This is a genomic window from Carboxylicivirga agarovorans (assembly GCF_050589845.1).
GTDB lineage: Bacteria > Bacteroidota > Bacteroidia > Bacteroidales > Marinilabiliaceae > Carboxylicivirga > Carboxylicivirga agarovorans.
In genome coordinates this window covers 294,804-317,194 of the sequence record NZ_JBNGPA010000002.1, presented here as the reverse complement: position 1 = coordinate 317,194, position 22,391 = coordinate 294,804, and the positions used below count along the sequence as shown (strand labels likewise).

17 protein-coding genes are annotated in these 22,391 nt (G+C 39.5%); 1 reads left to right on the top strand and 16 read right to left on the bottom strand.

The annotated features are described in order from the left end of the window. Window positions 1–89 precede the first annotated feature (89 nt). The 6 genes from ACRD69_RS03425 to nuoE all read right to left on the bottom strand — a co-directional run bounded on the left by ACRD69_RS03425 (window position 90) and on the right by nuoE (window position 6,976). Window positions 90–1,280 carry a SpoIIE family protein phosphatase gene (locus ACRD69_RS03425; protein WP_430813660.1) on the bottom strand — a complete coding sequence of 397 codons (1,191 nt, stop codon included), beginning with the start codon at window positions 1,278–1,280 and terminating at the stop codon, window positions 90–92. Beyond that, a complete protein-coding gene (locus tag ACRD69_RS03420; protein WP_430813659.1) occupies window positions 1,264–3,123 on the bottom strand; it encodes a [Fe-Fe] hydrogenase large subunit C-terminal domain-containing protein in 1,860 nt (619 codons plus the stop codon). The genes ACRD69_RS03425 and ACRD69_RS03420 overlap by 17 nt, the downstream gene beginning before the upstream one ends. Window positions 3,124–3,129: 6 nt before the next feature. Next, window positions 3,130–3,390: an NAD(P)H-dependent oxidoreductase subunit E gene (locus ACRD69_RS03415; protein ID WP_430813658.1), complete on the bottom strand. Its 261-nt coding sequence runs from the start codon at window positions 3,388–3,390 to the stop codon at window positions 3,130–3,132. A 71-nt stretch (window positions 3,391–3,461) separates the two neighbouring features. Further along, window positions 3,462–5,252, bottom strand: a complete 1,791-nt coding sequence (locus ACRD69_RS03410; protein WP_430813657.1) for an NADH-dependent [FeFe] hydrogenase, group A6 — start codon at window positions 5,250–5,252, stop codon at window positions 3,462–3,464. 16 nt (window positions 5,253–5,268) lie between these two features. Beyond that, on the bottom strand, window positions 5,269–6,447 hold the full coding sequence (locus tag ACRD69_RS03405) for an NADH-ubiquinone oxidoreductase-F iron-sulfur binding region domain-containing protein (protein ID WP_430813656.1): 1,179 nt from the start codon (window positions 6,445–6,447) through the stop codon (window positions 5,269–5,271). Between the two features lie 49 nt (window positions 6,448–6,496). After that, the gene (gene nuoE, locus ACRD69_RS03400; protein ID WP_430813655.1) at window positions 6,497–6,976 is read right to left on the bottom strand and encodes an NADH-quinone oxidoreductase subunit NuoE; all 480 of its coding nucleotides are present in this window, start codon (window positions 6,974–6,976) and stop codon (window positions 6,497–6,499) included. Window positions 6,977–7,240: 264 nt separating this feature from the next. On the opposite strand from nuoE, the gene ACRD69_RS03395 reads away from it, so the two are divergent. Continuing rightward, the gene (locus ACRD69_RS03395) at window positions 7,241–7,918 is read left to right on the top strand and encodes an AlbA family DNA-binding domain-containing protein (RefSeq protein ID WP_430813654.1); all 678 of its coding nucleotides are present in this window, start codon (window positions 7,241–7,243) and stop codon (window positions 7,916–7,918) included. Here ACRD69_RS03395 and ACRD69_RS03390 read toward each other — a convergent pair. The 10 genes from ACRD69_RS03390 to nusG all read right to left on the bottom strand — a co-directional run bounded on the left by ACRD69_RS03390 (window position 7,890) and on the right by nusG (window position 22,379). Continuing rightward, the gene (locus ACRD69_RS03390) at window positions 7,890–9,707 is read right to left on the bottom strand and encodes a serine hydrolase domain-containing protein (protein ID WP_430813653.1); all 1,818 of its coding nucleotides are present in this window, start codon (window positions 9,705–9,707) and stop codon (window positions 7,890–7,892) included. The genes ACRD69_RS03395 and ACRD69_RS03390 overlap by 29 nt on opposite strands. Window positions 9,708–9,709: 2 nt before the next feature. Beyond that, complete coding sequence (locus tag ACRD69_RS03385; protein WP_430813652.1) at window positions 9,710–10,801, bottom strand: exo-beta-N-acetylmuramidase NamZ family protein; 1,092 nt, start codon at window positions 10,799–10,801, stop codon at window positions 9,710–9,712. Between the two features lie 159 nt (window positions 10,802–10,960). Continuing rightward, window positions 10,961–11,281 carry a DUF3467 domain-containing protein gene (locus ACRD69_RS03380; RefSeq protein WP_262324710.1) on the bottom strand — a complete coding sequence of 107 codons (321 nt, stop codon included), beginning with the start codon at window positions 11,279–11,281 and terminating at the stop codon, window positions 10,961–10,963. Between the two features lie 71 nt (window positions 11,282–11,352). Further along, entirely contained in the window at window positions 11,353–15,627 is a 4,275-nt protein-coding gene (gene rpoC, locus ACRD69_RS03375; protein WP_430813651.1) for a DNA-directed RNA polymerase subunit beta', read from the bottom strand. A gap of 79 nt (window positions 15,628–15,706) precedes the next feature. Further along, window positions 15,707–19,516, bottom strand: coding sequence for a DNA-directed RNA polymerase subunit beta (gene rpoB, locus ACRD69_RS03370; protein WP_430813650.1), 3,810 nt, complete (start codon window positions 19,514–19,516; stop codon window positions 15,707–15,709). Between the two features lie 101 nt (window positions 19,517–19,617). After that, window positions 19,618–19,995: a 50S ribosomal protein L7/L12 gene (gene rplL / locus ACRD69_RS03365; protein WP_430813649.1), complete on the bottom strand. Its 378-nt coding sequence runs from the start codon at window positions 19,993–19,995 to the stop codon at window positions 19,618–19,620. Window positions 19,996–20,028: 33 nt separating this feature from the next. Next, the gene (rplJ, locus tag ACRD69_RS03360) at window positions 20,029–20,547 is read right to left on the bottom strand and encodes a 50S ribosomal protein L10 (protein ID WP_430813648.1); all 519 of its coding nucleotides are present in this window, start codon (window positions 20,545–20,547) and stop codon (window positions 20,029–20,031) included. Between the two features lie 29 nt (window positions 20,548–20,576). Then, complete coding sequence (gene rplA, locus ACRD69_RS03355) at window positions 20,577–21,272, bottom strand: 50S ribosomal protein L1 (protein ID WP_430813647.1); 696 nt, start codon at window positions 21,270–21,272, stop codon at window positions 20,577–20,579. A 19-nt stretch (window positions 21,273–21,291) separates the two neighbouring features. Further along, a complete protein-coding gene (rplK, locus tag ACRD69_RS03350; RefSeq protein ID WP_430813646.1) occupies window positions 21,292–21,735 on the bottom strand; it encodes a 50S ribosomal protein L11 in 444 nt (147 codons plus the stop codon). A 98-nt stretch (window positions 21,736–21,833) separates the two neighbouring features. After that, on the bottom strand, window positions 21,834–22,379 hold the full coding sequence (gene nusG, locus ACRD69_RS03345) for a transcription termination/antitermination protein NusG (RefSeq protein WP_200464028.1): 546 nt from the start codon (window positions 22,377–22,379) through the stop codon (window positions 21,834–21,836). Window positions 22,380–22,391: the final 12 nt, after the last annotated feature.

Below are 22,391 nucleotides of genomic sequence, written 5' to 3'. Positions count from 1 at the left end.
TCAAATTAAAAGGTTTATTAACATTTGAGCATCAAATCATAACAAAACTTAAACGTATGATTTACATCATATTTATTTACGATTTCTTATCACATATACTCGATAGTAACGTCTTTGAGGAATTTTTCTTCAAGCAGGCGAACAACACGCTTTACAACTGTCCTCCTGATTTCAAGTTCAACTGGTAAATTTGGATCCTGATGGGCTACATTGATGCGTGTCCCATTAAGAATATGAATCTTATCGCTTTCAAAAAGCATTTTTATTATCTGATCAGCAGGCCCATTGGCTAAGCGGCTGTTAACATTGTAGTTTTCCAATATTCGGGCTACTTTTCCAAGGGTTAAAATCCCTTCAGTAACCAAACTAATTCCTTCCATAAAAGACACTGGTGGTAATTCCGAATCTTCCGATTCAAAACCCGCATCAAACTTCAGTGCCAGTTCGCGGGCAACAACTTCAGCAGTAGTTCCTCCTGCGATAATTTTCCGGCCTTTAAAGCGCTTAACTTTTAAGGAAAATTCAAAATCATTGTGCTCATCAAACGGCGGACCGGTAATAAGCAACAGTTTACGCGGTTCTCTGTAGTATATTACACCGCACGAGGTATCATCTTTGGGTTTGTCACCATCATGCAGCTGAGCCATATTAATGATTTTTTGGGCCAACTTACCTGACGAAGCAAATGGTCTGTAGTTAACAATTTTCTTAACATATTCTCCAACATCTTCACGTCCCCAGCCAAAAGGAAAAGCTCTTGAACCCATACCTGCCTGTACAATTCCATCGGACCAAAAAAATATGCGATCTTCAAGTTTTGCTTTAAATTTACAAATACGTATTTTTTTCCCTCTATTTTTTTCACTGTTCAGAACCAGATCTTCCCAACCCGGATCAAACTCTTCCTGGCCACGCATAATTAAACAAAGGGGGTTATCATACTCTACTATCGTTGTTGTGCCATCATCTTCAATATCAATAATGGTAAATGTACTGTAGCTAACCTTTCGCACACTGCATACCGGCAGGGTATTCATAATGATCTCGGCTGTACGAGCCACTTCACGATGCTCGATGGTAAAATTCATGGCCATAGAAGCAGTCAGGGTAGCCAGAACGTTAGCTTTCACTCCGCTTCCCATTCCATCAGAAAGCACAGCAACAATTCTTCCTTCCTCTTTTATTTTTTGAGAAAGAAAAACATCACCACAAATGATTTCACCGACATGGTTATTCTGGCGACATTCAACGTCTATAAAAAAGCTATTTTCCAGCTCCATGGCTCTCTCCTAATTGTTGAGCTTCGATAATACTATTAAGCGTTTTTTCTGTTTTGGAGGCGCTTTCTCCAAGCAGGAAGGCAATCTGCTGAACAGTTTCCAGGTTTTCTTTGATTACATCCTGTGCCCTTTTTATCACTTCTTCCTTTCTTACTTCAGGCGTTACCAGGTCACGAATAATTCCCCCAACTACCTTATTCTTTTTGATTGTGAACACCGAGACATTAAAGATAGAACCACCATATTCAACGTCGCGATCCAGTACGTCCTGACCTGCCTGCAAGACTGTTGAGAAGACCTTATAGAAATCAACCAGACTTTTCAATTCAGCTCCTTTTAAACCCGGCACCACATCAGCAATATCTCTGGCATCGTCGCCCAGCATCTCCACAAAACGCTGATTGGCCTCAATCACATTTAAATTGTCATCAACAATCACGACACCTGCTCTTAATTTATTGAGCATAGCTGTGGTCGTTTCTGCTGCTTCACGCGCCAAACCTTCCTCAACCCTCGCTTTTTCTTCACTTTTCACTAATGCCTCCTGTGTTTTTTTATACTTTTCATTAGAAGCATTCACCTTATTTACATAGGTGCGTAATTTTTTAATGGAAAAGGTATAACACTGTTCATAATCCGTTAATCCCTGGAGATGAGCCACTGCAAACTCACGACAGGTAGGATAACCACAAGCACCACAACCCAATTGATCTTCACGCTTCGATTTCCCCATATCTGCCAAAATCACATCAACTTCAGCCTTTGTTGGTGTAGGTAATCTCAAGTCTTTACTTCTATAGCTACGAGACAAATCCAAAGTCTTAAATTCCTCAATATCTAAACGCCATTGATAAGCATCAATGGCTTTCATTCGCTTATTGACATATTTAATCACTTGTGAACGCCGTGTAAATTTCTTACCTCCTTTTGACATACCGGGTCCTTGAATACATCCCTTGCAATAGAATAAGTCAAGGTGTTGGTTTAACTGATTTTCAGACTTAAACTCCTTAATGGACTGTAAGAAATTAGCTCGTCCTTCAGTTATCAGAATATCTCCTTCCAATAGACCCTGATTAATATCTACCGCCTGAAAGAGTCCATGTGATATGGGGAATAAGCCTCCTTTACGTCCAAGTGGCGCATCAAACTCGCTGAATTCAACTGTATTTTCAGCTATTCCTTTATTTGCAAAGAGCTCACGTAATTCAACAAAAGTTAACACCCCGTCAACATGGCCATCAGTATGATAAAAGTGTTTAACCTCATCCTTTGCAGCTGTGCATGAAGTAATGTATACAACCTTAACCTCGTCGCCATAGCGTTTATGAATAACTTTAGACATGGCAATATAAGGCGGTACAATTGGAGCCAGGTTATCTACAAGTTCAGGTTCCTGCTTTTCAATGTAACTTACAACAGGTGGACATTTAGTTGTTATGTAATGCTTACCCTGAAAATTATCTACCAGATCTTTGTATTTATATGCAATTAGGTCAACTGCAAAGGACATTTCAGTAACAAAGTCAAATCCAATTTCACGAATCATTGCAACAAATTTGCGATAATCAGCTACGTCAGTAAATTCTCCTGAAATAGCAGGGTCACAAATTGCGGCCACCTTGCTATCCGTTTTGATTAAACTTTCAACATTGGCAATATCACTCCGATATTCAATCGCATGTTGCCCACACATGGTCACACATTGACCACAGCCAATACAACGATCAGGGAGTATTTGCGCATGCTTATCGGCTATTTTAATGGCTTTAGCCGGACACACCCGTACGCATGTATAACTAAGATTACATTTCTCTTTGTCTGTTTGTATTAATTGCCCCATATAATTCTACTTCTCCTGTTCAACTTCAAAATAGCTGGTCAGTATCTCATAAACATTATCAACTGTTACCTGTGAAAAAGTCTGATCGTCAATTTGCAAAACAGGTCCTTCTTCACATTTACCCCCGCACAGGTCGCCATGAAAAAAGACCTCAGCGGTTAATTTATGTTCCTTTAAAAATGCTTTAACAACCTCTAATACATCTTTATTACCCCTTGAAAAACAGGAGCTGCCAAGACATATTACAATTTCATGTTTCGTTTCCATAATCAATAAACTCGAAAAACAAGTTTAAAATAGTAAAAAGAAACCGACCTAAGCCGGTTTCTCTCCATTTATTAATATCTGTTACGTTCGGTATAATGCGTATGAAGTAACTTATGAGATACCTCACCTAGCGGCTCCTTCAGGAATTCTTCATATAAATGAACAACTTCCGGATTTTCATGAGATTTTCTTATTGGCTTTAATTCATCTTCATGATAAATTGCCTCACTTCGTTTTTTACGAATAGCCGGAGATGTAGGTATTGGTTGACCTCCTCCACCCAGGCAACCGCCAGGACAGGCCATTATTTCTATAAAATGATAATCAGCCCTACCTTCTTTCACTGCTTCCATAACATGTTTAGCATTGGTCAAACCATGTGCTACACATGTTTTTAGCTCAACTCCCTCAAGGAAATCCCATTCCGGCAATACATTTTCAATCTTAATGTTAGCTTCCCGGATATTCTCCATACCGCGTACAGGTGTAATATTCAATCCTTCAAAAGGAACTTCACGACCAGTCACCACCTCATAAGCTGTTCGCAATGCCGCTTCCATTACTCCGCCGGTTGCACCAAAAATAACAGCAGCACCACTCGATTCTCCCATAATACTGTCGTATTCATCGTCAGGCAGGGAAACAAAATCAATACCTGCTTGCTTAATCATCAGAGCCAATTCCCTGGTAGTTAAAACATAATCCACATCCTTGAATCCACTACTTCGCATTTCTGGCCGATCAGCCTCATATTTTTTAGCAGTACATGGCATAATTGAAATACTCACCATATTTTCAGGCTCAACCCCAATTTTATTGGCATAGAATGTTTTGGCCAATGCACCAAACATTTGCTGCGGAGATTTTGCTGTAGAAACATTTGGCAACAAATCAGGGAATGCATGTTCTATAAACTTGACCCATCCCGGCGAACAAGAGGTTGTAAGTGGCAACTTAACACTTTCGTCTTTATCTTTTACAACGCTTTTAAGACGTTGCAGCAATTCATTCCCTTCTTCTATAATTGTTAAGTCAGCTGTAAAATCAGTATCTAAAACAGAATTGAATCCTAAACGGCGTAAGGCCGATACCATTTTACCTGTAACGATTTCTCCAGGCGGCATACCCAAAGCTTCACCAAGTGCAATTCGAACAGCCGGTGCTGTTTGAACCACAGTATGCTTATGTTCAGAATTAAGAGCCGACCATACTTCATCCAGGTAGGTTTTCTCTGTAAGTGCTCCTGTAGGACAACGGTTAACACACTGTCCGCAATTTGTACAAACAACCTCAAACATAGGCTTATCGAAGAAGGATGAGACCTTCATATGTTCTCCTTTATGAGCAACTGTAAGAGCCCCGATGCTCTGCAGCTGATCACAGGTTCTTACGCACCGTTGACACCTGATACATTTACTGTCATCTTTAATAATTGAAGGTGAAAAGTTATCAATGGTATAGCCTTTATGCGCTATCAGGTCAATAAAACCGCCTTCTCCAACAATGTATTCTGAAGAAAGTTCCTGTAGTTCACACTTTCCATTCTTGTAGCATCGCGTACAGTCAGCGCGGTGTTCACTCACCAATAATTCAACAATCTGTTTACGGGCGTTTCTTACCTTCATGCTGTTGGTTTGAATTTCCATGCCTTCAGCAACTGGCATTGCACAAGCAGGTAAAAGGCGGTCACTTCCAACTTGCTCAACCACGCACACCCTGCAATTACCGGCAACACATAAATCCTCGTGGTGACAAAGAGTTGGTATGCGCACATTTATTGTTTTAGCAGCTTCTAATATCGTTGCACCACCACGTATACTAACTGCTATATTATCTATTTTTAGATTAATCTTGTCTGACATAATCAAGAGTTTAAGGTTAGTAAATCATCTCCTCACGGAAATTCTCAACAATGGATGAAAATGAGTTGGCAACTGATTGCCCTAAACCGCATTTTGCAGTCACCCGCATAGCTTCAGCCAGGTCGAGAAGCTTATCCAGATAAGTAGAAGACTGCTCACCTTTTTTTACGGCCTGAATACCCAATAATAGCTGCTGAGTACCAACCCGGCATGGAGTACATTGTCCACAGGATTCTTCTACGAAGAAGTCAAGGTAATTATGCAGTACATTATACATGGATCGTGATGAGTTGAAAATCATCATTGAGCCTCCGGTTGGCAAAGATGTGCCTCTTAATTTTCCCTGATAACCGATGACTGTTTTCCCAAACCGCTTACGCGGCACACAAAAACCTGATGCTCCACCAACCTGCACAGCTTTGGAATCCCCGTCTCCGAAATCATCCACAAACTTTTGCAGGGACATTCCAAACTCCAATTCATAGATACCTGGTATCGGAGTATCACCAGAAACCGAAAATACTTTAGAGCCTCTTGAATCCTGGATTCCCAGATCTTTAAATTTATCAGGACCATATTTAAAAATTGAATAGGTATGGGCCAAAGTTTCCACATTATTAATAACAGTTGGCTTACCTTTGTATCCAAAATCGGTTGGGAATGGCGGTTTATTACGTGGTTCACCACGTTTACCTTCCATACTTTCAAACAAGGCGCTTTCTTCACCACAGATATATGCACCACTTCCCATAAAAATCTCAACTCTGAAATTCAAGCCCAGGGTATCAAGAAGTTTATGAAATTCATCGATTACATTTAAAAGCTGAGGTTTAAGGAAAGTATATTCACTTCTTAAGTAAATAAAACCTTTCTTAGAACCTATTATCTTGGCGCAAACTGCCATGCCTGATAAAACCTTATGCGGTACACTCGACAATATCTCCCGATCTTTAAATGTACCGGGCTCACCCTCATCAGCATTACAAATGACAAATTTTTCATCAACAGCTGCTTCGGCTGCCAATTTCCATTTCAAACCAGTAGGAAAACCAGCTCCTCCTCGCCCTTTAAGTCCGGAACTAATTAAGTCATTGATAACATCATCATCATTTCTTGCGAATGTCTTCTTTAGAATAGCATCTGTATCATGTTCGTTCTTAAATATAAGATCGAGTCTTTGTAAGTTCTTTTTCATACAATTGCGTGTTTTATGAAATCAATCAAAAAAAGGATCTAACTAAAGCTTAGTTAGCATTGATTTCCTGCTGTTTATATTTCATAATTATTTCACGCACTTTTTCTGGCGTCAGTTCAGTATATGGCTCATCATTGATCAGCATGGCCGGACCTTTATGGCATTGTCCCAGGCAATTGGTTTCGAGCAGTGTAAATTTACGATCATGAGTCGTTTCTCCCAGGTTGATCTTTAAAACTGTCTCAAGCTCTTTAATTATCTGATTTTTACCATGCATCATACAGGTAATTGTTTTGCAAACACGAATCACATATTTGCCCAGAGGCTTAGTATGAAGAAAAGAGTAGAAAGTGGCCGTTCCAAATACCTGAGCTGCTGATATATTCAGCTCACGGGCCACTTCCACCATCGCATCTTCTGAAATGTGCTGTTCCTGGTGTACGATTCCTTGAAGAATAGGTAAAAGGCTCTCCATTGACCGGCCGTGTTGGTCCGCCAATCCTTTTACCAATTGTTTAACTTCAGTCATAATTGTTGATTTAAGGGTTGTTAAAAAATTATTGGTATAAAGAATTATTTCTCTAAAAGTTAATATTTTTTAACATTTATTTCCATGACAATTCTCATAATTACAGAATTTAATCCTTATTAATACTCATTCTTAATAACTTATTATCAACATATTAATAACTATTTAAGCATTTACAATACTTTAACTAAAAATATCAGTATTCAATTCCCCAGGTTTTATTAATACTGGCATTTTTCCGATCTTTGCACAAAATTTAGAACAGTGAATGAGAAAGAGCTTCAGCAAATGATCCAGGAAGGAGAACACCAGACTCAGGATTTTAAGTTTGCAATTACAGATACAAAAAAAATAGCACGTTCAATTGCCGCATTTGCTAATACAGATGGGGGACGTCTCTTGATTGGAGTAAAGGATAACGGTAAAATAGCCGGTATAGAATCCGATGAAGAATATTACATGATTGAATCTGCTGCCACACGTCATTGTCGCCCAGGTGTAAAGTTTGAAACTCGTAAATGGGAGATTGAAGGCAAAACAGTGTTAGAAATCATCATTGAGAAGAGTAAAAACCGCCCTCACTCGGCTCCTGATAAAGATGGAAAATCCACTTATTATGTTAGAGTAAAAGATCAGAACCTGGTTGCCAACCGAATTCTGACTGAAGTGTGGAAAAGGGACAAACAACCAGGAGGTGCACTTCTAAAAATAAAGTATGCCGAAAGTAAACTTCTTACTTATTTAGGCATCCATGGTTATATTACTTTTTCAAAGTTTTGTGGCATGGCTAACATTAGCCCGCGTAAGGCTGAAAAAATTCTGATTAACCTTATTCATATGAAAGTTATTGAGATGGATATCACAGAAAATCAGATATTTTATAAAATGAACAGCAAACCTGAATATCCTGAACCTAATCAGGATTTACCTGAAGACTGGTAAGCCCCTTTTCTTTTATAGCATCATAGAAAATCTGCTGGATGCCTGGACGAACATTCATCTGGTAGATTAATCTATTGTTGCGACTTGGATAAACCCGATTGGACAAAAAGATATACACCAATTGATATGTAGGGTCAACCCAAACAAAAGTACCGGTAAAGCCGCTATGTCCAAAACTTTCAGGGCTAACAGCCGGTGCAGGATAGCTCACCTTAATTGACAATGTATCATTACCAAACAAAGGTTTATCAAAACCTGCTCCTCTTCTGTTCTCATTATCCGGATACTGTACTTTCGTAAACTCATCGAACACAGATTCGGAAATATATTGGTGCCCGGCATAACTTCCTTTATTCAGGTACATTTGCATTAGTTTAGCCAAATCATCAGCACTTGAGAAAAGACCGGCGTTGCCAGAAACCCCTCCCATTACAGCAGCAGCTTCATCATGCACTAATCCTTTGATCTGCTGCTTCCGAAAATTACTATCAATCTCAGTTGGAATAATACGACTGTGTTTTATTTTATCCAGTGGATTATAACATAATGAAGATGCTCCTAAAGGACGGAAAAATTCATCATATAAAAGGCTTTCATAATCTTCAGAGTATAAATCAGACAATAGCTGAGGATATATCATATATGACAAACCACTGTATTTGTATTTTCTCTCGTTAAGCAGCGGTGATTTCCGAATGGCTTTATATACCCTCTTCTTAAAATCAGTGGATAGGTATAAGTTGTTGTCAATCTTTAAATCATAATTACCTGAAGGATATAATTGAAAATATTTATTCTTCAAATGCCCTTCATCCAGTAACCAGGGATAATAATTGATGTAAGGAGTCAATCCGGCCTGATGAGCTAACACTTCCCGAAGTGTCATTTGCTCTTTGTTGGACCGATGAAACAATCGGCTTTTCCAATCCGGCCAGTACTGATAAAAAGGCATATCTAAATCCATTCTTTTCTCGTCACATGCCTTCATTATAAGTGGCAAAGGTCCAGATATTTTGGTCACGGATGCTAAATCGTAAACATCATGTTGCCTGACTTGCGTTCGCTTATCATAGGTATGAAATCCATAGGATTCATTAAAAACCACTGTTCCTTTGTAGGCAACCAGTATTCGGCAACCTGGAAAAGCTCCGGCCTCAATAGCATGCTGCGCAATTGAATCAACTTTGTATTTGATTTTACATGCATTTAATCCGTGAACCTCTGGAGGTAAATAGTTAAGCCGGTTTTCTTTATTCCAGTATACATGCCCGTCTTTCAGATTAAAACCCTTAAAAATATATTGAATAGATAAATCTCTCGATAACGGGTTATTTTGACTAAAAAACAATGCATTTTCAGCTCTATCAGTATAGGCAGCCACATCATTTTTTAAAGTATCCCCAAACATTAAAAGGGATACTTTAACTGAATCCATCAATTCCAGTAGCTGCCCCTTGTTGGTCAGGCTATCAACAACAACTATCAGATGCTCTATTGAATCGTTGGTCAAATCATGTTTAAGATTCGGTTCAGACCAGGCATAAGCAGGAATCTCAATATACCTTAAAATATAATCCCGCCATTCCCTTTTGTTTTCGCTCACCATAAAGGCAAGCTTTTCGTTATTCACATTATCTATCTGAAAATTGCCCCCTGATTCCTTTACAACTTTGAAATCCTTTAAAACACTTTCAATATCAACACATGTATATTTAAACTCATTTTGTCCCACAGATAGAACATGGAATACAATGAGCAAACAGATTAATCCTGATAGTTTTAACTTCATTGCTATGGATATATAAGGTAGTGATCTCTTAATCTACTGTATTCATTTAGTTCGTCTTGCCAGGTTTGGCGAATTTGCTCTTCTGTTAATCCGGCCTTAACCTGTTTGAATAATTCATCTGTTCCTGCCAAAAGGTTAAACCAGCGCTCATTACTAATAAAATCATCACTATAAGACGATTTCTCATAAAAATCCAAAAGATATTCCAGGCTAAAACGATGGGATAAAGATTCGCTACGCAGATCAACTCCATAGCATAGTTTATCTTGTTGAGGCGGATATTTAGACATACCGTCAATACTGACTGGAGTAAACGTAAACTCTCCAAAGGTAGAGTCGGGATATCCGATAATTTGAAATGGCATATAAGTCCCACGCCCTACACTTACCTCGGTTGCCTCAAAAAAGCACAATGACGGATAGAGCCTGATTGATATATCATTAGGCAGGTTGGGCGATGGTTTAATGGGAAGAGAATACATCATATTATGATTGTAATTATCCATCTCAATAATGCTTAAATCACATTGAAGGGAGTCTTTCAACCATTTCTCACCATTGATCATTTTCGCCAGCTCGCCAACTGTTAAGCCATGAACAACCGGTATAGGATGCATACCTACAAAAGACTTAAACTTATCTTTTAAGATCGGACCATCAAAGTAATCTCCATTTGGATTAGGGCGATCAAACACGACCATGGGTACTCCTTGCTCTGCGCAAGCCTCCATCATATAATGCATAGATGATATGTAGGTATAAAATCGAACTCCTACATCTTGTATATCGAAAATGACTATATCAAGTCCTGACAAATCTTCCTCTGTTGGCTTTTTATGCTTCCCATAAAGAGAAATAACCGGAATACCAGTCTCCACATCAACATTACTATCTATGTGTTCGCCGGCATCAGCCTTTCCTCTGAAACCATGTTCAGGGGCAAATATTTTAGTAATTTTGATATTTTGCGCCAATAAGGTATCAACAATATGGACACCATTTACAACTGAAGTATGATTTACCAGTAGTCCAACTCTTTTATCCTTTAACAATGGAAGATATTCCTCGACTTGCTCACAACCGAGCTTTAGCATTTTATCTTCATCTGAAGCTTTTGATTGACATGAGGAAAGTATAAGCAGAAAAGAACAAAGTAAAAGGAAAACTCTCGGAGAATACATAAGCGTCATTTTTAGTAAAAATAAAAAAAACGGGACAATGCAGCCCCGTTTTACTTTAAATATCTTCAATTCTTATGCCTGACCTGCAGGTCCAAAATTCATTGGCATTGTTGGTCCTTGTCCATTGTTGTCAGTGTTTTTGATTGGACCATGCAAAGATTCGTATCTTGCAATATTATCCTTCAAAGCGTTCATCAGGCGTTTAGCATGTTCAGGAGTTAATATCACACGCGATTTAACCTGCGCTTTAGGTACGCCTGGCATAATTCTTACAAAATCCACAACAAATTCTGCAGGTGAATGCGTAATTATAGCAAGATTGGAGTAGGTGCCCTGAGATACCTCTTCGTTCAACTCGATGTTAATCTGGTTTTGATTTTTCTTGTCTTCCATAGTTCTAATATTTTGAAAAAAGGGGAAGACACAACTGTGCTTCCCCTCTTTCTCTATCTCAATAAATAAACTTACTCTATTTCTTCACTGGCAGCTTTCTTACTTACCAGGCTGTCAAATTCTTCTTTAGAACCAACGACAACCTTAGTGAAGTTACGCACACCAGTACCGGCAGGAATTAAGTGACCACAGATCACATTTTCCTTCAATCCGTCCAGTTTATCAACTTTACCCTGGATTGCGGCTTCGTTAAGAACTTTTGTTGTTTCCTGGAAGGAAGCAGCAGACATAAAGCTCTTAGTTTGAAGTGCAGCACGCGTAATACCTTGTAGCACCTGACTCGATGTTGCAGGAACAGCCTCGCGAGCAGTAACCAGTTTAAGGTCACGACGCTTTAATTGTGAGTTTTCATCACGTAAACGACGAGCGGTAATAATCATACCTGCCTTCAATGTGGTTGAATCACCAGCATCTTCAACAACTTTCTTACCCCAGATATTGTCGTTTTCTTCCATGAATTCAACTTTATCCACAACCTGCTTTTCAAGGAACTTAGTATCACCCGGATCAGCAATATCAACCTTACGCATCATCTGACGAACGATAATTTCAAAGTGCTTATCGTTAATCTTCACACCCTGTAGACGATATACATCCTGCACCTCGTTTACAATGTATTCCTGAACAGCTGTAGGACCTTTGATACTTAAGATATCATTTGGCGTTGTTGCACCATCAGAAAGTGGTGTACCGGCACGTACATAATCGTTCTCCTGAACAAGAATCTGCTTCGATAATGAAACCAGGTACTTCTTAACGTCACCAGCTTTAGTAGTAACGATAATTTCACGGTTACCACGCTTAATCTTACCGAATGTTACCTCACCGTCAACCTCAGAAACCACAGCTGGATTACTTGGGTTACGTGCTTCAAATAACTCAGTCACACGTGGAAGACCACCGGTGATATCACCTGCTTTACCAACTGCACGAGGAATCTTGGCAAGAATTTGACCTTGAGCAACGTCATCCCCTTCTTCTACAGCCATGTGAGCACCTACTGGTAAGTTATAGTTTTTCAACACTTCACCATCAGCACTTACAACACGTAAGCCGGCATTTTTAGTCTTATCACGAGTTTCTGTAATTACTTTTTCACGGAAACCAGTTTGCTCATCTGACTCTTCTTTATAGGTAACACCATCGATCATGTTTTCGAAAGCTACTTTACCTTTTTTCTCAGAGATAATAAGCGCATTATATGGATCCCACTCACATATCACATCATCCTTCTTGATCTCAGCACCATTCTTAATGAAAAGTTTGGCACCATATGGGATTGGGTGAGTTGTTAATGCAATATTAGTATTCTTATCGATGATACGTAATTCAGCCAAACGACCGATAACTACATCTACATCTTCTCCTTCTTCTGTTTTTGATGGAACTGTACGTAATTCTTCAATTTCAACAATACCATCATATTTAGCATGAATCTTATTTTCAGAAGTGATGTTACCAGCTGTACCCCCTACGTGGAAGGTACGAAGTGTTAACTGTGTACCCGGCTCACCAATTGATTGAGCTGCAATAACACCAACTGATTCACCCAACTGAACCATGCGACCTGTAGCCAGGTTACGTCCGTAACATTTGGCACAAACACCTTTCTTAGACTCACAGGTCAGTACTGAACGTATCTCAACACGTTCAATTGGTGACTCATCAACTATCCTGGCTGCAACTTCACTAAACTCCTGACCAGACTTAATAATTAACTCACCTGTACTTGGATGGTAAATATCGTGAACAGAAACCCTACCTAAGATACGCTCAAATAGTGAAGCAACGATTTCCTCGTTATTCTTAATATCAGTTGCAGTTAATCCTCTCAATGTACCACAATCCTCTTCCAGAATAACAACATCCTGCGATACATCTACCAGACGACGTGTTAAGTAACCCGCATCCGCTGTTTTAAGAGCGGTATCCGCAAGACCTTTACGAGCACCGTGAGTAGAAATAAAGTACTCAAGTACCGACAGTCCTTCTTTAAAGTTCGAGAGAATTGGGTTTTCAATAATCTGTCCTCCCTCAGCACCTGCTTTTTGAGGCTTGGCCATAAGACCCCTCATACCAGATAACTGACGAATCTGCTCTTTAGAACCCCTCGCACCAGAATCAAGCATCATATAAACAGAGTTAAACCCTTGATTATCGGTACTAATCTGATTCATCAATGTCTGCGTCAATCGGGCGTTAACATGCGTCCAGATATCGATAATCTGGTTGTAACGTTCGTTGTTGGTAATGAAACCCATGTTATAGTTGTTCATCACCTCCTCAGCCTCGTCATATCCTTCCTGTACAAGAGCTTCTTTTTCCGCAGGTATAATAACATCACCCAGGTTAAAAGATAATCCACCCTCGAAGGCCATACGATATCCAAGGTTCTTAATATCATCAAGGAAAGCTGCTGTACGTGGTGTACCACATACCTTGTGTACATCACCAATAATATCACGCAGCGCTTTCTTAGTCAGAACCGTATTGATGAAACCTGCTTCGTTAGGTACGAATTCATTAAATAGAATACGACCAACAGTTGTTTCAATAACTTTAGTTATGATTTCACCATTCTCATCCGTATCTAGAGTCTTTACCTTTACGATCGCGTGTAAGTCAACACGTTTTTCGTTAAAAGCAATCTTCGTTTCTTCCGGAGAATAAAACATCAAACCTTGCCCCTTAGCTCCTTCACGAGCTTTGGTCATGTAATACAGCCCCAGTACCATATCCTGTGATGGTACGGTAATAGGAGCACCGTTAGCAGGGTTAAGGATGTTTTGCGAAGCCAACATCAGCATCTGAGCTTCCAGAATCGCAGCATTACCAAGTGGTAAGTGAACCGCCATCTGGTCTCCATCAAAGTCGGCGTTAAATGCAGCACATGCCAATGGGTGTAACTGAATGGCTTTACCTTCAATTAATTTTGGCTGGAATGCCTGAATACCTAAACGGTGAAGTGTTGGGGCACGGTTTAACAGAACCGGATGACCTTTCAACACATTTTCCAGAATATCCCAAACAACCGGATCTTTGCGATCAACAATTTTCTTCGCAGACTTTACCGTTTTAACAACTCCACGCTCAATTAGCTTACGGATTACAAACGGCTTATATAGTTCGGCTGCCATATCTTTTGGCAGACCACACTCATGCATATTTAATTCAGGACCTACAACAATAACCGAACGAGCTGAATAGTCAACACGTTTACCCAGCAGGTTCTGACGGAAACGTCCTTGCTTACCTTTCAAGCTATCACTTAAAGATTTCAATGGACGGTTTGAATCTGTTTTAACAGCATTTGACTTACGTGAGTTGTCAAATAAAGAATCAACAGATTCCTGTAACATACGCTTTTCGTTACGCAAGATAACCTCAGGAGCCTTGATCTCGATCAATCGTTTCAAACGGTTATTACGGATAATAACACGACGATATAGATCGTTAAGGTCTGATGTAGCGAAACGACCACCATCCAACGGTACAAGCGGACGTAATTCCGGTGGAATTACAGGTACCACTTTTACGACCATCCATTCAGGACGGTTAATGCCCTGAGAATCGCGGAATGATTCAACAACATTCAGGCGCTTTAATGCCTCATTTTTACGCTGTTGAGAGGTCTCTGTATTGGCTTTGTGGCGCAGGTCATAAGATAATGAATCCAGATCAATTCGTCCAAGCAACATATGTAATGCCTCAGCACCCATCTTTGCAATGAATTTGTTTGGATCATCATCATCTAAATGTTGGTTTTCTTTTGGAAGCGTTTCAAGAATATCAAGATATTCCTCTTCTGTTAAGAAATCCATTTTATTGATGCCATCCTCAGCCTTTATACCAGGATTAATTACAACATAACGTTCGTAATAAATAATGGTATCCAACTTTTTAGTTGGTAATCCAAGTAGGTAACCAATTTTGTTTGGTAACGATTTGAAGTACCAGATATGAGCAACAGGCACAACCAACGAGATGTGTCCCATACGCTCACGACGTACTTTCTTTTCTGTTACCTCTACCCCGCATCGATCACAAACGATACCACGGTAGCGAATTCGTTTATATTTACCACAGTGACACTCGTAATCCTTCACAGGACCGAAAATTCTCTCACAGAATAATCCGTCACGTTCAGGTTTGTATGTACGGTAATTTATTGTTTCTGGCTTCAATACCTCACCACTTGACATCTCCAGAATTTCTTCAGGAGAAGCCAGTCCAATTGTGATTTTATTGAAGTTACTCTTTTGTTTCTGATCTCTTCTAAATGCCATATAGCGTAGAGTATTATTGTAAATTATATAATATGGTTATCAAGAGAGAAGCACAGGGCCTCTCTCTTCGATCAGACTATTATTCTAGGTTCACACTTAGTCCAAGACCTCTCATCTCATGAAGCAATACGTTCAATGATTCAGGGATACCAGGTTGTGGCAGACCATCACCTTTAACGATTGACTCATAAGCTTTAGCTCGACCAATCACATCATCCGACTTAACCGTCAGAATCTCCTGCAGGATATTAGCAGCACCAAAGGCCTCTAATGCCCATACCTCCATCTCACCAAAACGCTGACCACCAAACTGGGCTTTACCACCTAATGGTTGCTGTGTAATTAATGAGTATGGACCAATCGAACGAGCGTGCATCTTATCTTCTACCATGTGACCAAGCTTCAGCATGTAAATAACACCTACTGTTGCTGGCTGGTGAAAACGTTCTCCGGTTCCACCATCGTAAAGATAAGTACGACCATATCTTGGAATTTCCGCATCATCAGTCCATTTGTTCATGTCATCCATCTTGGCACCATCGAAAATAGGTGTAGCAAACTTAACGCCTAGCTTCAATCCTGCCCAACCAAGAACAGTTTCATATATCTGTCCAAGGTTCATACGTGATGGTACACCAAGTGGGTTCAATACGATATCCACAGGAGTTCCATCCTCTAAGAATGGCATATCTTCCTGACGAACAATACGGGATACAATACCTTTGTTACCGTGACGACCTGCCATCTTGTCACCTACTGTAATCTTACGTTTCTTAGCGATATAAACTTTGGCAAGCTGTACAATACCGGCTGGAAGTTCATCACCAATAGTCACATTGTACTTTTGGCGCTTCTCTTTTGCTTCCAACTCTTTATATTTCATCCTATAGTTGTGAATAACTTTAGCGATAAGCTCATTCTTGTCCTTATCAGTTGTCCACTTATTAGGATTTACATTGATATAATCAATATCATTTAAGATCTTCTGTGTGAATTTGGTTCCTTTAGAAACAACATCTACATCATAATAATCTTTAACACCCTGCGATGTTTTTCCATTAACCTGAGTAAATAATTTGTCTACTAAACGTCCCTTCAATTCTTCAGTACCTCTGATGAAATCCTCATCAATTTTGGCGATCTGACTCTTTTCAGAAGTTCTTGATTTACGATCTTTAACGATACGTGAGAATAACTTCTTATCAATTACAACACCTTTCAATGATGGAGAAGCCTTTAATGATGCATCTTTTACATCACCCGCCTTCTCACCGAAGATCGCGCGTAGTAATTTTTCTTCCGGAGTTGGATCACTTTCACCTTTAGGCGTGATCTTACCAATTAAGATGTCACCAGGCGTTACATGAGCTCCAATACGGATTAATCCGTTCTCATCAAGATCTTTCGTTGCTTCTTCACTAACGTTTGGAATATCTGAGGTTAACTCTTCAAGACCACGTTTTGTATCACGAACCTCTAACGAATACTCATCAATATGAACAGACGTGAAAACATCGTTACGAACAACTTTTTCAGAGATCACAATAGCATCCTCAAAGTTATAACCCTTCCAAGGCATAAATGCAACCTTCAGGTTACGGCCAAGTCCAAGTTCTCCCTTTTCAGTTGAGTAACCATCTGTTAAGATCATACCCTTTTCAACGCGCTGCCCTTTGCTAACAAGTGGCTTCACATCAATACAGGTATTTTGGTTAGTCTTCTGATACTTAACGATCGGATAACGCTTCGTTTCACCTTCAAAGCTAACAAAACGCTCGTCATCAGTAAGATCATAACGGATCACAATCTCATCAGCGTCGACATACTCAACAACTCCAGCTCCTTCAGCTACGATATGTGTACGAGAGTCTTGAATTAATTTTCCTTCAAGGCCAGTACCAACAATTGGTGATTCAGGACGTAACAATGGTACGGCCTGACGCATCATGTTAGATCCCATCAGTGCACGGTTCGCATCATCATGCTCTAAGAAAGGAATCAAAGATGCTGCAACAGAAGCGATCTGGTTTGGAGCAACGTCCATCATATGCACTTCTGACGGCTCTACCACAGGGAAGTCACCCTCTTCACGTGCCTTAACACGATCATTCTGGAAATAACCATCTTGTTTCAATGGTGCATTTGCCTGGGCAATTATCTTAGACTCTTCCTCTTCGGCAGTTAAGTATGATACACCTTCGTTAGTAAGGTCAACCTGACCTTCTGTAACCTGACGATATGGTGTTTCTATAAAACCAAGATCATTGATCTTAGCATACACACACAATGAAGAAATCAAACCAATGTTTGGTCCTTCAGGTGTTTCAATAGGACAAAGACGTCCATAGTGAGTATAGTGAACATCACGCACCTCGAAACCGGCTCTTTCACGCGAAAGACCACCAGGTCCAAGAGCTGACATACGTCTCTTGTGAGTAATCTCAGCCAGTGGGTTTGTTTGATCCATGAACTGAGATAAAGCATTTGTTCCGAAGAAACTATTGATCACAGAAGACAATGTCTTACTGTTTATCAGGTCAATTGGAGTAAATACTTCATTGTCACGCACATTCATTCGTTCTCGAATAGTACGTGCCATACGTGCCAAACCAACACCGAATTGATTAGCCATTTGTTCACCAACAGTTCTTACACGACGGTTACTTAAATGGTCAATGTCATCAACGTCAGTCTTTGAGTTAATTAACTGAATAAGGTGCTTGATGATCGCGATGATATCTTCGCGAGTCAACACTTTATTTTCCCAGTCAGTACTCAAGTTTAATTTTTTGTTCAATCGGTAACGACCTACCTCACCTAAGTCATAACGCTTATCAGAGAAGAATAATTTGTCGATTACGTCACGTGCCGTTGCCTCATCAGGTGGCTCAGCGTTACGTAACTGTCGATAGATGTGAACTACTGCTTCTTTTTCTGAGTTACAAGGGTCTTTCTGAAGCGTATTGTAAATAATCGCAAAGTCAGAAAGGTTTTGATTCTCTTTATGAAGAAGAATTGTTTTAGTACCTGAGTCAATAATTTCATCTACATGCTCATCTGTGATGATTGTTTCACGATCGATGATTACTTCGTTACGCTCTATAGATACAACTTCACCTGTATCTTCATCAACGAAGTCCTCGATCCAACTCTTCAACACACGAGCTGCCAACTTACGACCAACAACCTTTTTAAGGCTGGCCTTATTGACTTTAATTTCGTCGGCCAAATCGAAGATTGCTAAAATGTCTTTATCACCTTCGTAACCAATGGCTCTTAACAGTGTCGTTACCGGAAGCTTTTTCTTACGGTCGATGTAAGCATACATCACACTGTTGATATCGGTAGCAAACTCAATCCATGACCCTTTGAAAGGGATTATACGTGCAGAATATAATTTTGTACCATTGGCGTGTACGCTTTGTCCAAAGAATACACCAGGTGAACGGTGCAACTGACTAACAACTACACGCTCAGCCCCATTAATAATGAAGCTACCCTTATCGGTCATATAAGGGATTGTGCCTAAATAAACATCTTGCACAACAGTATCGAAATCCTCATGCTCGGGATCGGTACAGTACAATTTTAATTTGGCTTTTAGAGGTACACTGTATGTTAAACCTCTTTCAATGCACTCTGGAATGGTGTAACGGGCCGGATCAATCGAGAAATCAAGAAACTCTAAAACAAAGTTGTTTCTTGTGTCGGTGATTGGAAAGTTCTCGTTGAAAACCTGATACAACCCCTCCAATGTCCGCTCTTCGGGAGTGGTTCCCATTTGAAAAAATTCGCGGAAAGATTTTAATTGAACCTCCAGTAAATCAGGGTAATTTAACCTGTTCTGGATGGAAGCAAAACTAATCCTTTCTGTAGTATTTGGAGTCATCTATCAACTTATTTATTGAACCTAAAATATTAAAGCACAAAAAGGTTTAGGAGTCAGCTCACACTGATTCCTAAACCGAAAATCCTTATATAGGACTAAAATTACTTAAGTTCAACTTCTGCTCCCGCTTCTTCTAATTGAGATTTTAATGCTTCAGCTTCTTCTTTAGTAACCTTCTCCTTTAATGCAGTTGGAGCTTTGTCAACTAATTCTTTAGCTTCTTTAAGACCAACGCCTGTCATTTCTTTTACTAACTTAACGATAGCTAACTTAGAACCACCAGCAGAGTTTAAGACTACGTCAAACTCAGTTTGCTCAGCAGCACCACCAGCTTCACCACCAGCAGCAGGACCTGCAACAGCTACAGCTGCAGCAGCAGGTTCGATACCATATTCTTCTTTTAATACTTCAGCAAGCTCGTTAACTTCTTTAACAGTTAAATTTACTAACTCTTCTGCCAACTTTTTGATATCAGCCATTTTTCTATTTATTAAATATTGTTTGTACTTTTATTATTCTTTTTCTGCTAAGGTTTGTAATAAACCGTGAATTGTTGAACCTCCAGATGAAAGCGCAGAAACAACATTCTTCATTGGAGACTGTAATAATCCGATAACATCGCCAAGTAATTCTTCCTTAGACTTGATGCTGCAAAGAGCTTCAAGCTGGTCAGCACCTACGTAAACTGATTCCTCTACGTATGCACCTTTTAATTCTGGCTTAGCGTTATCTTTAGCGAATTCTTTAATCAACTTAGCAGGTACGTTTCCTGTATTTGAAAATAATACAGCAGTTGTTCCCTTTAAAGTAGGATAAATCTCTTCGTATTCGCCTTCCATTTGCTCTAACGCTTTTCTGAAAATGGTATTTTTAACCATTACCATTTTCACTTCTTTGCTAAAGCACTCGCGGCGAAGATTACTACTAACTTCTGCATTCAAACCACCAGCTTCAGTTACATAGAAGTGGCTATACTCGTTAAGGTTTGTAAGCAGTTCGTTGACTAATGTATTTTTATCTTCTTTTCTCATGATTCCTTCGTCTTTTTAAAGATTAAACATTAAGCATCAACTGATTTAGCATCGATGCGAATACCAGGACTCATAGTACTAGAAAGACTAACACTTTTTACGTAAGTTCCTTTAGCAGATGAAGGCTTAAGCTTCATAATCGTGCTCATAAATTCCTTTACGTTGTCAACTATTTTATCTTCAGTAAATGATACTTTACCGATTGATGTATGAACAATACCGTAACGATCAACTTTAAAGTCAATCTTACCAGCTTTAACTTCATTTACAGCTTTAGCGATATCCATGGTTACAGTACCACTCTTTGGGTTTGGCATAAGACCACGAGGTCCTAAAATACGCCCTAGAGCACCTACTTTAGCCATAACGCTAGGCATTGTTATGATCACGTCCACATCAGTCCAACCGCCTTTGATTTTCTCAATGTATTCGTCTAATCCAACAAAATCAGCACCTGCGGCCTTTGCTTCTTCTTCTTTGTCAGGAGTACACATTACAAGAACGCGTGTTTCCTTACCAGTTCCGTGAGGCAAAGTTACAACTCCTCTAACCATTTGATTTGCTTTACGAGGGTCAACTCCTAAACGCACATCAACGTCAATAGAGGCATCAAATTTGGTAGTGGTGATTTCCTTTACCAATTTTGCTGCTTCTTCAAGAGTGTAATGCTTTGAGGCATCCAATTTCTCTAACGCTAACTTTTTATTTTTTGTTAGTTTTGTCATTTTCGCAAAAAGGTCTTAATTAGTTACTACCAGGGAATTCTCCTGAAACGGTTACTCCCATACTTCGGGCGGTACCGGCGATCATCCTCATTGCAGATTCTACAGTAAAACAATTCAAGTCAGCCATCTTATCTTCGGCGATTACTCTTACCTGTTCCCAAGTAACAGATCCAACTTTCTTACGGTTAGGTTCTGGTGAACCACCCTTAAGCTTAGCTGCTTCCAATACTTGAACAGATGCCGGAGGTGTCTTAATAACAAAGTCAAAAGACTTGTCTTTGTACACCGAGATGACCACAGGCAAAACTTTACCAGCTTTCTCCTGTGTTCTGGCATTGAATTGCTTACAGAATTCCATGATGTTCACTCCTTTAGCACCTAACGCAGGTCCTACCGGAGGTGAAGGATTTGCTGCACCACCTTTAATCTGAAGTTTGATAAAGGTTTCTACTTCTTTAGCCATTGTAGCAATTCGTATTTATTAATAAATATAGTTTATCGGTGAAAAGTTTATTACTTGTAAATGCAAACAAGTTGCACGGAAGCGATTCTTACTAAGTATTACTCTTTTTCAACCTGCATAAAACTCAATTCCAATGGTGTCTTTCTTCCGAAAATCTTCACCATTACTTTCAATTTCTTCTTCTCTTCGTTTACTTCCTCGATTAAACCGTTAAACCCGTTGAATGGGCCATCAATTACTTTTACAGTTTCACCGACAAAGTAAGGCACATTGATTTCCTCGTCAGTTTCATTTAACTCATCAACCTTTCCTAAAATACGATTAACTTCAGATTGACGCAATGGAACCGGAGTATCATCATTGTCATTTAAGAATCCGATAACATTTGGGATATTTCTTAAGATATGTGGTATCTCGCCAACCATAGCAGCTTCAACCAATACGTAACCTGGTAAATAAGGGCGCTCTTTGCTTACTTTTTTACCATTACGGATTTGATAAACTTTTTCAGTTGGTATTAATACCTGGCTCACGTAATCGGTCAGCTTTAAGCCTGCGATTTCGCTTTCCACATATTCTTTAACCTTCTTTTCTTTTCCTCCGATTGCTCGAAGAACATACCATTTTTTATTGACTTCTGCCATTATCTGAGAGTC